This is a genomic window from Streptomyces sp. NPDC048639 (genome assembly GCF_043199075.1).
Lineage (GTDB): Bacteria > Actinomycetota > Actinomycetes > Streptomycetales > Streptomycetaceae > Streptomyces.
On the sequence record NZ_JBICVP010000008.1, the window covers coordinates 393,031 to 406,454 of the forward strand.

12 protein-coding genes are annotated in these 13,424 nt (G+C 70.1%); 2 read left to right on the forward strand and 10 right to left on the reverse strand.

Annotated elements, in window-relative coordinates:
• Positions 1–55 precede the first annotated feature (55 nt).
• The 7 genes from ccsB to hemL form a co-directional block, all read right to left on the reverse strand.
• Positions 56–1,150, reverse strand: a complete 1,095-nt coding sequence (gene ccsB, locus ACGFNH_RS23690; RefSeq protein ID WP_393656760.1) for a c-type cytochrome biogenesis protein CcsB — start codon at positions 1,148–1,150, stop codon at positions 56–58.
• Complete coding sequence (locus tag ACGFNH_RS23695) at positions 1,147–3,249, reverse strand: cytochrome c biogenesis protein ResB (RefSeq protein ID WP_393656762.1); 2,103 nt, start codon at positions 3,247–3,249, stop codon at positions 1,147–1,149. The genes ccsB and ACGFNH_RS23695 overlap by 4 nt, the downstream gene beginning before the upstream one ends.
• Before the next feature lie 4 nt (positions 3,250–3,253).
• A complete protein-coding gene (locus ACGFNH_RS23700; RefSeq protein ID WP_393656764.1) occupies positions 3,254–4,018 on the reverse strand; it encodes a cytochrome c biogenesis CcdA family protein in 765 nt (254 codons plus the stop codon).
• 4 nt (positions 4,019–4,022) lie between these two features.
• Positions 4,023–4,664 carry a TlpA family protein disulfide reductase gene (locus ACGFNH_RS23705; protein ID WP_393656766.1) on the reverse strand — a complete coding sequence of 214 codons (642 nt, stop codon included), beginning with the start codon at positions 4,662–4,664 and terminating at the stop codon, positions 4,023–4,025.
• A 337-nt stretch (positions 4,665–5,001) separates the two neighbouring features.
• On the reverse strand, positions 5,002–6,228 hold the full coding sequence (locus ACGFNH_RS23710) for a hypothetical protein (protein WP_393656768.1): 1,227 nt from the start codon (positions 6,226–6,228) through the stop codon (positions 5,002–5,004).
• Positions 6,229–6,398: 170 nt separating this feature from the next.
• Positions 6,399–7,139 (reverse strand): histidine phosphatase family protein, encoded by a 741-nt coding sequence (locus ACGFNH_RS23715; protein WP_393656770.1) that lies wholly within the window; start codon positions 7,137–7,139, stop codon positions 6,399–6,401.
• Positions 7,140–7,147: 8 nt separating this feature from the next.
• Positions 7,148–8,476 (reverse strand): glutamate-1-semialdehyde 2,1-aminomutase, encoded by a 1,329-nt coding sequence (hemL, locus tag ACGFNH_RS23720; protein WP_393656772.1) that lies wholly within the window; start codon positions 8,474–8,476, stop codon positions 7,148–7,150.
• 116 nt (positions 8,477–8,592) lie between these two features.
• Here hemL and ACGFNH_RS23725 point away from each other — a divergent pair, with 116 nt between their 5' ends.
• Positions 8,593–9,171 carry a hypothetical protein gene (locus tag ACGFNH_RS23725; RefSeq protein ID WP_393656774.1) on the forward strand — a complete coding sequence of 193 codons (579 nt, stop codon included), beginning with the start codon at positions 8,593–8,595 and terminating at the stop codon, positions 9,169–9,171.
• Positions 9,172–9,521: 350 nt separating this feature from the next.
• Here ACGFNH_RS23725 and ACGFNH_RS23730 read toward each other — a convergent pair whose 3' ends face one another.
• On the reverse strand, positions 9,522–9,980 hold the full coding sequence (locus ACGFNH_RS23730) for a hypothetical protein (protein WP_393656776.1): 459 nt from the start codon (positions 9,978–9,980) through the stop codon (positions 9,522–9,524).
• Positions 9,981–10,273: 293 nt separating this feature from the next.
• Complete coding sequence (locus tag ACGFNH_RS23735) at positions 10,274–10,945, reverse strand: TetR family transcriptional regulator (RefSeq protein ID WP_393656778.1); 672 nt, start codon at positions 10,943–10,945, stop codon at positions 10,274–10,276.
• A gap of 117 nt (positions 10,946–11,062) precedes the next feature.
• Here ACGFNH_RS23735 and ACGFNH_RS23740 point away from each other — a divergent pair, with 117 nt between their 5' ends.
• Positions 11,063–12,640, forward strand: coding sequence for an FAD-dependent oxidoreductase (locus ACGFNH_RS23740; protein ID WP_393656780.1), 1,578 nt, complete (start codon positions 11,063–11,065; stop codon positions 12,638–12,640).
• Between the two features lie 6 nt (positions 12,641–12,646).
• On the opposite strand, the gene ACGFNH_RS23745 is transcribed toward ACGFNH_RS23740, so the two are convergent.
• Positions 12,647–13,387 (reverse strand): AAA family ATPase, encoded by a 741-nt coding sequence (locus tag ACGFNH_RS23745; protein WP_393656782.1) that lies wholly within the window; start codon positions 13,385–13,387, stop codon positions 12,647–12,649.
• Between the last annotated feature and the right edge of the window lie 37 nt (positions 13,388–13,424).

A 13,424-nucleotide genomic window follows, 5' to 3' on the forward strand; every position in this document is an offset into this window, starting at 1 on the left:
CGCGGCGGGTGGGCGGCCCGGGGCACCGGGCCTACGGCGTACGGGACTCGGCGCCTCAGACTCCGTCGTAGGAGTGCTTGCCGTTGATGAAGAAGTTGACGCCGTAGTAGTTGAAGAGGAAGCAGGCGAACGCGACCAGCGCGATGTACGCGGCCTTGCGGCCCTTCCAGCCCGCGGTGGCCCGGGCGTGCAGGTAGCAGGCGTAGGCGACCCAGGTGATGAACGACCAGACCTCCTTGGGGTCCCAGCCCCAGTAGCGGCCCCACGCCGCCTCGGCCCAGATGGCGCCGGCGATGATCGTGAAGGTCCACAGCGGGAAGACGGTCGCGTTGATGCGGTACGCGAACTTGTCCAGGCTCGCGGCCGAGGGGAGCCGCTCGAGCACGGACGAGGCGAAGGCGCCCGGCCGCTTGCCCTGCGGGGCGGCGAGCTTGACCTCGTAGCGGTCGCGGAAGAGGTAGAGCAGCGTGCTGACGAACCCGAGGTAGAGCACCGCGCCGGAGATGATCGCGCAGGAGACGTGGATCCACAGCCAGTACGAGTGGAGGGCGGGAACCAACTGGTCGCTGTCGGTGTACAAGACAGTGACAGCGAGGCCGAGATCGAGGAGGACGGTCGTGACCAGGGGGAGCCCGATCCAGCGCACATTCTTCTTCAGCACGAGGAAGACCAGGTATGCGCCGACGGCCACTGCGGAGAAGGTGGTCGAGAACTCGTACATGTTGCCCCAGGGGGCGCGCTGCACGGAGAGGGCGCGGGCGACGACGCCGGCCATATGGAGGAGAAACGCCAGGACGGTCAGGGAGATCGCGATCCTGCCGTACAGATCGCCCTGTTCGCTGTCACCGGCGGCGCCGGGGCCGTCCGGGACGTCGCGGGATCCGGCGACGGACCGGGTGATGACCTTGGGGCGTTCCAGTACGGCGGTGCCTCCGCCCTGCGTGGCCACCTTCACGGCCACGGTGGAGGCGGGAGCGGCACCGGCGGTGTCGGTGAGCGCGGCGGCGGTGCGGCCGACCTTGCTCCGGCTGCCGAAGACCCACTCGGCCATATGCGCGAGGAAGGCGAGGGTGTAGACCGCCATTGCCGAATAGATCAGCACATTGCTGATGTTGGCCATGTTCTCGTTGGCCGCGACCGCGAGGTTCACGCGCGCGCTCCTTCGCCTTCAGCAGGATCAGCGGGGTCGTCGTGTTGGGTGGCCTGGTCTCCGGTGACCGGGTCTTCGGTGGCCTGGTCTTCGGTGACCATGGTGGCCGGAGACTCGGTGCCCGAGTCCTCGGTACCAGGGTCCTCGGTGCCCAGGTCCTCAGTACCAGGGCCCTCGGTGCTCGAGTCCTCGGCAGCCTTGCTCTCCGAATCCCGGTCCTCGGTGGCAGGGTCCTCTTCGGCCCGGTCCTCGGTGTCTCGGTCCTCGGTGTCTCGGTCCTCGGTGGCCGGGTCGTCGGTGGCATGGTCCTGGGTGACCGGGCCCTGGGTGGCCAGGTCTTCGGTGGCCTGGTCGTCGGCGACCGGCGGTGCGTCGGGCTGCAACGCCACGGCCAGGTCGGCCAGTTCCTCCGGGAGTTTGGCGGACTCGCTGCGGCCGAGGCCGGCCATCTCGACGACGGTGATGCCGTCGTCGCCCCGGACCGCCCGGACCCAGACGCGGCGGCGCTGGATGAACAGCGACGCGGCGAGGCCGGCCAGGGCGGCCAACGCACCGCCGAGGGCGAGGCCGTTGGCGGGCTGGTAGGAGATCTGGAAACTCGCCCAGGTCTTCACGCCGTCGAACGTCAGCGAGCCCGCGCCGTCGGGCAGCGTCATCGTCTCGCCGGGGCGGAGGGCCTTGCGGAAGAGGTCGCCCTTCTCGTCCTTGAACTGCTTCATCTTCCGCGTGTCGAGTTGGTACACGTTCTGCGGCAGACCGGAGTCGATGCCCAGGCTGCCGCGGAAGGCGTTCAGGGAGAGCACGGGGTAGTCGAGCGCGGGGAAGGAGGAGTGCGGGCCGCGCACCTCGTCGAGCGCGTAGGTCGGGGTGAACCGGCCCTGGAATCCGAGCTGGTTCTTCTTGCCGTTCTTGTCACGGTAGTCGGGGACCTTGACCACGCCGACGGAGGTCAGGTTCTTGTCCTGCGGCAGGAAGGGCACCGGCCCCTGGTACGCGATGTCGCCCTGCCCGTCCTTGACCGTGACCACGGGGGCGTAGCCGTTGCCGAGCAGGTAGACCTTGTTGCCGGCCACGTCGAGTGGCTCGTTGACCTCGATGGTGTCGCTGTGCTCGGTGCCGTCCGCGCCTTCCCAGTACTTCACGTGGGCGCGGAACTCGCGGGCTGTGCCCTTCTCGGGACCGGTGCGCTCGAAGCTGGAATCGAAGCCGTGCAGCGAGAAGCCGAAGGGAGCGAGGGTGTCGGAGTCGAAGAGGTCGCCCGACCTGAAGTCGTCGTACTGCGTGAGGGTGTTGGAGAAGCCGTCGCCGTCGACGATCAGCTTGCCGCCCTCGGACTTCCAGAGCTGTCCGACGGCGAAGGCAACCAGCATCACGATCAGCGCGACATGGAAGACGAGGTTGCCGGCCTCCCGCAGATAGCCCTTCTCTGCGGCGACCGCGTCGCCGGGAGTGTGCACGCGGAAGCGGCGACGGCCCAGCATCCGCTGCGCGGCGGCGAGAACCTGCGTGGGCTCGGCGTCGGTCCGCCATGTGGTGTACGCGGGAAGCCGGGTGAGGCGTCGCGGGGCGGCCGGCGGACGGCCGCGGAGCTGCCCGACGAACTGCCAGCTGCGGGGAACGATGCAGCCGATGAGGGAGATGAACAGCAGGATGTAGATCGCCGAGAACCACACCGAGCTGTAGACGTGGAACAGTCCGAGCTCGTCGTAGAGCGGGGAGAGCGTCTCGTGGCGCTTCCGGAACTCCTCGACCTTGATGGGGTCGACGTTGTCCTGCGGGATCAACGAGCCGGGGATGGAGCCCAGCGAGAGGAGGAAGAGCAGGATCAGCGCGACGCGCATCGATGTGAGCTGTCGCCAGAACCAGCGCGTCCAGCCGAGTACCCCCAGCGCCGGGGCGTTGAGCCTGTCCTCGGGCGTGGTCGACAGCTGCGAGCCCGCGGCGCCGAGTTCGCGCTCGTCCGATCCGGCCGCGCCTTCCTCGGTCGCGGCGTGGTCGGTCCCGGCGTCGCCGGTCCGCACCTTTTCGGTCCGAACCTCGTCGGTCCCGACGTCATCGGCCGTGGCGCGGCCGTCGGTCTGCGTCTCGGTCTTGGACATTGGCTCAGATTCCCGGAGTGAAGGTGGACGACCAGACTTGCAGATCGCCGATCAAGCGGTCCCAGATCCCCGTGATGAGCAAGGCGCCGACCATGACCAGCATGAGGCCGCCGGTCCGCATCACCCATACGTAGTGCTGCTTGACCCAGCTGAACGCACCCAGCGCCCGGCGGAAGGCTACGGCAGCCAGGATGAAGGGCACGCCGAGACCCAGACAGTAGGCCACGGTCAGCAGTGCGCCGCGGCCCGCACTCGCCTCGTTGAGCGCAAGGACGTTGACGGCCGCCAGCGTCGGGCCGATGCAGGGGGTCCAGCCGATGCCGAACAGTACGCCCAGCATGGGCGCCCCCGCGAGGCCGAGGGTGGGCCGCTTGTGGAATCGGAACTCGCGCTGGGTGAAGCCGCCGAGGAGTCCCATGAAGACGAGTCCCAGCACGATCGTGAGGCCGCCGAGCACCCGGGAGATCGTCTCCTTGTGCTCCTCCAGCGTCAGCCCGAAATGCCCGAACAGCGCCCCGTAGGAGACGAAGACCGCGGTGAAGCCGAGCACGAACAACGCCGCCCCGCCGACCATCCGGCCGCGCCGCGCCTCGGCGAGATCGCTCCCGGTGACCCCCGTCACGTACGAGAGATAGCCCGGCACGAGAGGCAGCACGCACGGGGAGAAGAACGAGACCAGTCCGCCCACCAGCGCGACGGGCACCGCGAGCAGCAGGGCGCCCGTGAGGACCGTCTGGTTGGGGTCGGTCGAGGCGGCGAGGGCGATCACGTGATCACTTCTCCGCGATCAGCGGATCGAGCGTCTTGGTGAGGTCCTTCTCGTTCAGCGGCTTGAGCGCCCGGGCCGCGATCCTGCCCTCACGGTCGACGATCACCGTGGAAGGGATGGCCTTCGGGTTGAGGCTGCCGGGCGGGAAACGGAGCATCAGCTTGCCCATGGGGTCGTAGAGGCTCGGGTACGGAACGTCGTATTCCTTCTCGAACTTCTGCGCCGGCGGCTTGTTGGGGTCACGAGTGTTGATCCCGACGAACTCCACCCCGTCCGGCTTCGTGGCGTTGGCCACCTTCACCAGGTGCTTCATCTCGGCGCGGCAGGGGGCGCACCACGATCCCCAGACGTTGATGACGACGATCTTGCCCTTGTAGTCGGCGAGATCGAGGGGCTTGCCCTCCAGGGTGGTGCCGGAGATCCCCGGGAGCGGCTTGCGGTCAGCGGTCTTCACGGTGTCGATGCCACCGATCCCGGTGACGAACTTCGTGTCCGAGGAACCCCCGGACGTACCGCCCGACTGGCACGCGGTCAGTGCCACCGCCGCGGCCGCCGCTCCGGCGGCCAGCAGCGTGGTGCGAGAAGTCCTCCGCACCGCAGGCCGACTGGGGGTCGTGCGGCGTCGCGAGGCACGGCTGGGAAACATGTGAAAAGTTTCGCATGGAGCTCCGGGGGATCTTTCGCACCCCCCTCAAGTCACCCGAAACCATCTCTCGACCCTGGCCGGACACGGGGAACCCCGGCAGCACCGCCGGCGGCACCCCCGGGCAGCACCGCCGGCGGCATCCCCGGCAGCACCGCCGGCGGCATCCCCGGGAGCCGCCGGGGCAGACCCCGGAGCCCGTCCGGATCAGCCGGTGCGGGAGACCGGCGCCGGAGCGGATCGAGGCGGCACTGGAAGCCGGTGCTGGGCGCCGGGTGCCGGGTGCCGGGTGGGATCACGCGGTGCTGGAGGCCCGTGTTGGGGCCGGCGCCGGAGCGGATCACGCGGCGGAGAGATAGGCCTTCCAGCCGCCCGGCGGCCGCTGCCCGACGCCGAGCCCCCGCAGTTTCTGCAGCACCTTGGGGTCCTGAGCGTCGAGCCAGTCCGTGTACTGCCGGAAGGAGACCACTCGTACGTCCTTGCGCTTGTCGTCGGCGATGCGCTTGAACGCCTCCTCGACGGCGCGCATGTAGATCCCGCCGTTCCAGGACTCGAAGTGGTTGCCGATGAAGAGCGGTGCGCGGTTGCTTCCGTAGGCCCGCTCGAAGCCGCCGATGTAGGCGTCGCGCGCCTGCCGCTGCCAGGCCGGGTATTTGCTGGGGTCGCTCTGCGACGCGTTCTGCGACTGGTTGGCCATCATGTTGTAGTCCATGGACAGGACCTCGAAGCTGCGGCCGGGGAAGGGCACTTGCTGGAGCGGGAAGTCCCATATGTCGTTTTTCTTCGCCGGCCAGACCTGCAGCCCGCCTGAGGAGCTCGCGTCATAGCGCCACCCCAGCTTCTTCGCCGTCGGCAGCAGATTGTCCTGGCCCAGCAGGCAGGGCGTCCGTCCGCCGACGAGTTCCTTCCGGTAGTCGAAGGGCAGCGGCTCCAGATCCTTGAAGCCGGTGTTCGTCTTCCACTTGGTGACGAACGACACAGCCTGCTCGATCTCGGACTCCCATTCCGCGGGCGTCCAGTTCGCGACGGAACCGGTACCGCCACAGAAGTGGCCATTGAAATGCGTTCCGATCTCATGGCCTTCCAGCCAGGCGGATCGCACGCCCTTCAACGTTCTGCGAATATTCTCGTCCTTGAGGTAGCCGATATCACTGGCACCCACCGGGTTGTTCGGCGGCCGGTAGAGACTCTTCTTCGACTCCGGCAGCAGATAGAGCCCGGACAGGAAAAACGTCATCGAGGCGCCGTAATCCTTGGCGAGCTTCCGGAAGCGCGGGAAGAGTCCATCTCCGATGTCTCCCGCGCCGTCCCAGGAAAAGATCACGAACTGCGGCGGCGTCTGGCCGGGTTCGAGCCTCTCGGGCTTCGGCTGGTGCGGCTGCGGCCCGGTACGGGCGGTGGAACCGTCACCGATCGGCTCGGCCTTCGGGCCCTCCTCTTTCCCCGAACCCGCGCCGGAGCCCGAACTCCCCGTCCATTCCTTCACCGAGCCGCAGCCCGATATACCCACGGCAGCTGCCGCGCCCATTCCCAGCCCGAGAATTCCCCGTCGGCTGATGTCACCCATCGTTGTCCCCCTACGAACTCACGGTGTCCGGTTTCTCCAGTAACCGGACAGCCGTTAAGAGGGATTGACGGTGAGAGGGGTTCCGGCCCGATGGCCGGTTTCTTATGAGTAACTTCCGTATCTTCGATGGAGATTCGGTGCAGCGCCGGGGAAGGCGCTGCCCAGCAGTCCTACGCGCCGAATCCCTTGGCGCCCTTCACCGCGCCCCGCCCGAAACGCCGTTGCGCACCCGGCCGCAGATGCGCCGGTACGAGATCCCCGGCCGGTTCGCTGTAGCCGACGGAGACGATCCGGTCGCCCTGGAAGGTGAAGGACGTCAGGCTCGCGAGCGAGCACTGCCGACGCCGCGGGTCGTGCCACAGCCGCCGCCGTTCCGCGTAGCTGCGCACGATCCAGATCGGCAGCTGGTGGCTGACCGCGACTGCCTCGTGCCCGCGCGCCGCGTCCCGCGCGGCCGCGAGCGCGCTCGTCATCCGTACGACCTGGTCGATGTACGGCTCGCCCCAGGACGGGCGGAAGGGATTGGTGAGGTGCCGCCAGTTGGCCGGCCGCCGCAGCGCGCCGTCGCCGACGCCGAAGGTCTTGCCCTCGAAGATGTTGCCGGCCTCGATGAGCCGTTCGTCGGTGGCGATGTCGAGCGCGTGCGCCTTGGCGATCGGGGTCGCCGTCTCCTGCGCCCGCTCCAGCGGCGAAGAGACGACGTACCGGATGTCGCGCTCGGCGAGGTGCTCGGCGACTCGGTCGGCCATCTGCCGCCCCAGATCGGACAGGTGGTAGCCCGGGCGACGCCCGTAGAGCACCCCGTCCGGATTCTCGACCTCGCCGTGGCGCAGCACATGCACGACGGTGACGGTCGTGTCGGTCCGGTCGGTGCCGGGGGTCTCGGCGGCGGGGGCGCTCTCGTTGGTCATGTCGTCCATCATGCAGACGCCTCGGCAGCGGCCCGCGCGGCGGACGGCAGCGCAGCGGCGATGCGCTCGATCGCGGAGGCGTCATGAGCCGTGGAGACGAACCAGGACTCGAACGCGGACGGCGGGAGGTAGACGCCCTGGTTCAGCATCGCGTGGAAGAAGGCGGTGAAGCGATGGGACTGCTGGGTCCTCGCCTTGTCGTAGTCGGTCACGTCCTCGTCGGTGAAGAACACGGAGAACATGTTCCCGGCCGTCTGGACGCGATGGACAACGCCTTCCTTGGCCAGTGCCTCGCTCACCAGACCCCGCACCTCGGCGGAGACCGCATCGACCTTCTCGTACTCCGCGTCGCCGAGGAGACGGAGCTGGGTGACGCCGGCGGCGGTCGCGACGGGGTTCCCCGAGAGCGTGCCCGCCTGGTAGACGGGGCCGGCCGGGGCCAGGTGCGCCATGACATCGGCGCGGCCGCCGAAGGCCGCGGCGGGGAAGCCACCGCCCATGACCTTGCCGAACGTCATCAGGTCGGGCTCCACGCCGTCGATGCCGAACCAGCCCGCCCTGCTGACCCGGAAACCGGTCATGACCTCGTCGGAGATGTAGAGCGCGCCGCTCTGCGCACACAGCGACTTCAGGCCGGCGTTGAACCCGGGCAGCGGCGGGACGACGCCCATGTTGCCGGGTGCCGCCTCGGTGATCACGCAGGCGATCCCGCCCGGGTGGCGCGCGAACGCCTCCCGTACGGCCTCCAGGTCGTTGTACGGGAGCACGATCGTGTCCCCGGTCTGCGCGCCGGTCACCCCCGGGGTGTCCGGCAGCCCGAACGTGGCGACACCGGACCCGGCCGCGGCGAGCAGCGCGTCCACATGGCCGTGGTAGCAGCCGGCGAACTTGATCACCTTGCCGCGCCCGGTGAAGCCACGGGCGAGCCGAATGGCCGACATCGTCGCCTCGGTCCCCGAGGACACCAGCCGAACCTGCTCGACAGGGGCGACCCGGGCCACGATCTCCTCGGCGAGTTCGACCTCGCCCGCGCCGGGCGTGCCGAACGATGTGCCGCGGGCCACGGCCGCCTGGACGGCCTCGGTGACCTGAGGGTGGGCATGACCGAGGATCATCGGCCCCCACGAACACACCAGATCGACATATTCGCGACCATCCGCATCGGTCAGATACGGACCGGATCCGGACACCATGAACCGGGGTGTACCCCCTACAGCACGGAAGGCGCGTACGGGGGAGTTCACGCCGCCGGGTGTCACGACAGCAGCGCGGTCGAAAAGTGTCTGCGAAACTGAGGCGGCAACTGAGGCATCGTACGAGTGAGTCACGTAATCCATGGTGTCAGAGCCGTACAGGGACACGCGCCCGGGCGTTTCACCGCCCGTGTGCGGGGGAGGTCTCTGAGACGATGATCGGGTTGCGCGGGAATGGCCGCGAGTGGTCGGGTGGAGATATGCAGCGCGGTGGCGGACTGGGCGAGGGGACCGATGACCTGGGCCCCGAGCGCGCCGGCGTCCCCCACGCCGGAGGCGAAGGGCGGGGGAGGCACCGACGCGAGCGCGAGGTGCACAGTGGCGGGAGCAGGAGTGGCCGGGTGGGGGTGACGTACAAATATTTCGGCGCGCCCGACGGAGCCACCGCGGCGAGGGTCCCCATCTCGATGCGCCCTGAAGAGCTCGGCGGTGACGAGCTCGGCATGGGCGGAATGTTCACCAAGATCAAGCCCGAGACCATGGCGGCCATGGTCCTGACCGGTATCGAAGGCATACCGCTCAACAAGGTGCCGCCGCTCGAACTGGTCGTGCTGCACCCCGACTACGCAGTGGTGAGGCTGCCGATGACGGTCGTCGACCCGCTGCGCGGCGTCGGCGAGGAGGCCGTGGGCGCGGCGGCGTTCATCTGGTCGACGGTGCCGGACCGCGGCGGACCGCGGGACGCGTTCAACGTCTACCAGCTTCTGCACGAGTGGCAGGACTTCAGCCACCGGCTCCACGAGGCGGGCCACCAGCCGTACTGCCTGGTCTGGCCCTGATCGCGGACTGCAGGCGTTCCGGGATCCGCTCCCGGCCGTCCTGCGGGCGCCCGGTTTTCCACCGACTCCGGTTGCGCGCGCTCCGCGCCCGAGGCCTTCGGCTTCGGGGACCCCGGCCGGGCTCGGTCCGATCTCCGCGGCTCCGGCCGCGTACGCCGGTTCCTCCTGCGTTCCTCGGACGACCCGGCCGCGCCGGTGACCCCTGTCCCCCATCCTCGGGCGCCCCATGCCCGGGGCGCCGCACGGTCATATGTCGGGGAGCGGGAGGCGTGCCCGGGCCTGGTCCCGTGACAGGCGGGCGTCCGGCACGCCGGTGCGCGGGATCGTACGGGCTCCCGACGCCTTCCCGGTCATGCCGCACCTTTCGTACGGCGGTGCAGCACCAGGACCCCGCCGCCCGCCGCGAGCGCGAGCACTGCGGCACCGCCCGCGAACTGCGCATCGCTCATCCCGCCGAGGCTGCCGCCCTCGCCGGCGTGCGCGCCTCCGGTCGGGCCGACCTGCAGCCGGTCGTGGAACCTCTGTCCGTCGCCGCACCGGATGGTGACCCGGTACGCGCCCCGGGCGTGCGGGAAGACCTTCGCGCTCTCGGCGAGCTGGTGGCCGCGCGGCCGCAGCTCGACCGTTTCGAAGGCCCCGGAGTACGCGGTCGCTCCCTGCCGGAGGTCGCACCTGCCGTCGTCACTGACCCACACCGTCTGTCCGGGGCGCGCCCACTGCGGGCTGACGGAGGCCGCGGCCGCCGAAGCGCTCAGGCCGACGAGGGCGGTGGCGGCCGCCGCGGTGGCGAAGGCGCTGGCAGTACGCATGGATCCCTCCGGCGCCGGTCGTGGCCCCTGGCGGCCACTTCGGAATTCCGGCACAGAAACGATGCAAAGCGAGGAAGCCGCGGCGCGCGACGCGAGATCGGCGTCCGGTCACCCTGATGCCGCATCAGCTACGGGTGTACGGTCGCGCCTTTCCGCAGGGCTGACGGCGTGTCACGGCGGCGGGGCCGACTCGCGCACGAACCCCCGGGCGGAGCACGCCCGGCTGAGTGATGACCTATCAGACGGCGGAGGGCAGTAGCCCCGGCAACGGTGTTCGGCTACCGGCACGGGCCCTACGGCTGCTCCGCCGTCAGGTAGCGCTGGACGGTCGGGGCAAGCCAGGCCACCACCTCGAGCCGCGTCATCTCGGTGGCCGGAGGGAAGCGCAGCACGTAGCGGCTCATGGCCATGCCCAGGATCTGTGACGCCGTCAGGGCGGCGCGCCGGGCACTGTCGCCGGGGTCGGGGCAGACGGCCGCGGCGACCGGGCCGAGCTGGTCACGGAAGATCTGCTGTATCCGCTCCGCGCCCGCCGGGTTCGTGACGCCGACGCGCAGCAGCGCGGTCAGCACCTCGTCCTCCTCCCAGCGGTTCAGGAAGTGGCGGACGAGTGCCTCGCCGATCTCCTCCGGCGGCAGCGAGGCGAGGTCGGGCAACCTCAGGTCGAAGTCGGAGGCTGCCGCGAAGAGGCCCTCCTTGTTGCCGTAGTACCGCATCACCATCGACGGGTCGATGCCCGCGTCGGCGGCGATGGCCCGGATGGTGGCGCGCTCGTAACCGTCGGCGGCGAAGCGCTCGCGGGCGGCGGCGAGGATCGCGGCGCGGGTGGCGTCGGAGCGGCGGGGGCGGGCGTTCGGAGGCGCCGACACCCCCGGGGCGCCGCCCTGTTCGGCTGCTTCCGCCGCTGCCTCCGCGGCGACCGCATCCGCACCGAGAGCGCCGCCTCTTCTGTCCGATTCCCGCATGCCAACGAGAGTAGGCCAACAGCCGTTGACATGCCACTCGGGAGGGACCTATCGTTGCCAACAAGCGTTGACCAACACGTGTTGGCGCTTGGGGGTTTGCGGGCGTAGGAGGCGGTCATGGCGGACAGGACCAGCGGCACGGGCGCGAGCACAGGCAGCGGGGACAGCGCGCCGCCCGTCGATGTGATCGTCGTCGGCGCGGGCCCCACCGGGCTGATGCTGGCGGCCGACCTCGCCTCGGCCGGTGTGGCCGTCACCGTGCTCGAGCGACGACCACAGGGGACGAGCAACCTCACGCGCGCGTTCGGTGTCCATGCCCGCACCCTGGAGCTGCTGGACTCCCGCGGCATCGCCGACGCGCTCGTCGCGCGCGGCCAACCCGTCGAGGGGCTGCGGCTGTTCAAGCGGCTCACGCTCGACATGAGCCGACTGCGCAGCCGCTTCCCGTTCGTCCTCATCACCCCGCAGTACGAGGTGGAGCGGCTGCTCGAGCGGCGCGCGGCCGACACCGGGGTGCACTTCCGGTACGGCGCGGAGGTGCGGGATCTGAGGCAGGACGCCGACGGCGTGGAGGTCGAGGTGCACGGCGAGGGCGGTGGCGTGGAGACGCTGCGCGCCGCCTACGCCGTCGGCACGGACGGCGTCCGCAGCACCGTGCGCACAGCCCTCGGCCTGCCCTTCCCCGGCCGGTCGGTGATCAGCTCGATCGTCCTGGCCGATGTGCGTCTCGCCGAGAAGCCGGAGGGCCTGCTGACGGTCAGCGGCGTCGGTGAGGCCTTCGCGTTCATCGCCCCGTTCGGCGACGGCTGGTACCGCGTGATGGGCTGGAACCGGAAGCGCCAGGTCCCCGACTCCGCACCCCTCGACCTCGACGAGGTCAGGGAGCTCGCCCGGCTCGCGCTGGGCAGTGACTACGGCATGCACGACGCCCGCTGGCTCTCCCGCTTCCACAGCGACGAGCGCCAGGTCTGCTCCTACCGTGTGGGCCGGGTCTTCCTCGCCGGGGATGCCGCCCACGTCCACTCCCCCGCCGGAGCCCAGGGCCTCAACACCGGTATCCAGGACGCCGCCAATCTCGGGTGGAAGCTCGCCGCGGTCCTCCGTGGCCACGCTCCCGGCAGCCTCCTCGACACGTACCAGACCGAGCGCCACCCGGTCGGGAAGTCGGTGGTCCGCAGCAGCGGCGCGATCCTTCGGCTCGCGATGGCGCACTCCCGCGTCGAGCGTGCCTCCCGCGCCGCGATCGCCTGGTTCCTCAACTCCGTGCGTCCCGCCTCGGACAGGGCCATGGGCCAGGTGTCCGGGATCGGCATCTCCTACGCCGGAGGTCACGGGGCACACCGGTTCGCCGGCCGGCGTGCCCCCGATCTCGCCCTGGCCGCGCCCACCGGTGACAGCCCCTCCCAGCCTGCCGCCCGGCTCCACGAGGCCCTGGGCGCCGGGAAGTTCGTGCTCATCGCCCCGCCCGGAGAGCACCCGGACACCGGATCCCGGGACGACCGCCTCGTGGTCGCTTCCTGGCCCGGCCCCGGCTCGCCTTCCCGACCCACCGCCGTCCTCGTCCGCCCCGACGGCTATGTGGCCTGGGCAACCGGGGAACGGGACCCGTCCCGGCGGGCGGAGGCTCTGCGGGCCGCGCTCATACGGTGGACCGGACCGGAGAGGACCGCGAGCAGCGCGAGCGCCGCCCGGTGACCGGTCTCATCCGGCGATGTGCCGCAAGTAGGCGTTCGGGTCGGCGAGATAGCGCCGCCAGTGGTCCACGATCGCCAGATCCTTCCACTCCACCGTGCGCATGCCGTGCTCGCCGACCTCGACGATCTCCGCCCCCGGGAGCGCCGTCAGCAGCGGTGAGTGGGTGGCACAGACGACCTGGGCGCCCGTCCGCCCCAACTGCGCCAGGATCCCGACCAGTTCGAGACAGGAGGTGAAGGACAGCGCGGACTCCGGCTCGTCCAGAACGTAGAGCCCCCGCTGATGGAACTTGTCCCGAAACGCCGCGAGGAAGCCCTCACCATGACTCACGTGGTCCACGCGGACCGACAGCCCCTTGCCCGCCTCCTCCGAACGCAGTGCCTCCAGAGCGGTCTCCGCCCGCAGGAAGAAGCCCTTCCTGCGGACGCGCGGCCCGCGCACCATCCGCCGGCCCTCCGTCGTGGCGTCGAAGCGCACGACTCGCCCGAGCGGGGACGGCGTCCGCGAACTTGCGTACTTGTAGCCGGCCGAGCCGCCGTAGGAGTCCAGGCCGTAGGCCTCGGCCAGCGCTTCGACGAGCGTCGACTTCCCCGAGCCGTTCTCCCCGACCAGAAAGGTGACGGGCGCGGTGAAGCGCAGGCCGTCGGTGTCGAGCAACTGCCGCACGCAGGGCACCGTCCAGGGCCACCGGCTCCGGTCGAACTCGTCGCTGTCCGGAAGATGGCCATAGGCGCGCTCTATCAGCATGTCCCGACGGTGGCACACACCACTGACAGGCCCGGCG

Bases quoted from the DNA above. Each gene is read 5' to 3' on its own strand.
- ACGFNH_RS23725 (WP_393656774.1), top strand. From the start codon at position 8,593: ATGCAGCGCGGTGGCGGACTGGGCGAGGGGACCGATGACCTGGGCCCC.
- ACGFNH_RS23705 (WP_393656766.1), bottom strand. From the start codon at position 4,664: ATGTTTCCCAGCCGTGCCTCGCGACGCCGCACGACCCCCAGTCGGCCT.
- ACGFNH_RS23715 (WP_393656770.1), bottom strand. From the start codon at position 7,139: ATGACCAACGAGAGCGCCCCCGCCGCCGAGACCCCCGGCACCGACCGG.
- hemL (WP_393656772.1), bottom strand. From the start codon at position 8,476: ATGGATTACGTGACTCACTCGTACGATGCCTCAGTTGCCGCCTCAGTT.
- ACGFNH_RS23730 (WP_393656776.1), bottom strand. From the start codon at position 9,980: ATGCGTACTGCCAGCGCCTTCGCCACCGCGGCGGCCGCCACCGCCCTC.
- ACGFNH_RS23735 (WP_393656778.1), bottom strand. From the start codon at position 10,945: ATGCGGGAATCGGACAGAAGAGGCGGCGCTCTCGGTGCGGATGCGGTC.
- ACGFNH_RS23740 (WP_393656780.1), top strand. From the start codon at position 11,063: ATGGCGGACAGGACCAGCGGCACGGGCGCGAGCACAGGCAGCGGGGAC.
- ACGFNH_RS23695 (WP_393656762.1), bottom strand. From the start codon at position 3,249: ATGTCCAAGACCGAGACGCAGACCGACGGCCGCGCCACGGCCGATGAC.
- ACGFNH_RS23710 (WP_393656768.1), bottom strand. From the start codon at position 6,228: ATGGGTGACATCAGCCGACGGGGAATTCTCGGGCTGGGAATGGGCGCG.
- ACGFNH_RS23745 (WP_393656782.1), bottom strand. From the start codon at position 13,387: ATGCTGATAGAGCGCGCCTATGGCCATCTTCCGGACAGCGACGAGTTC.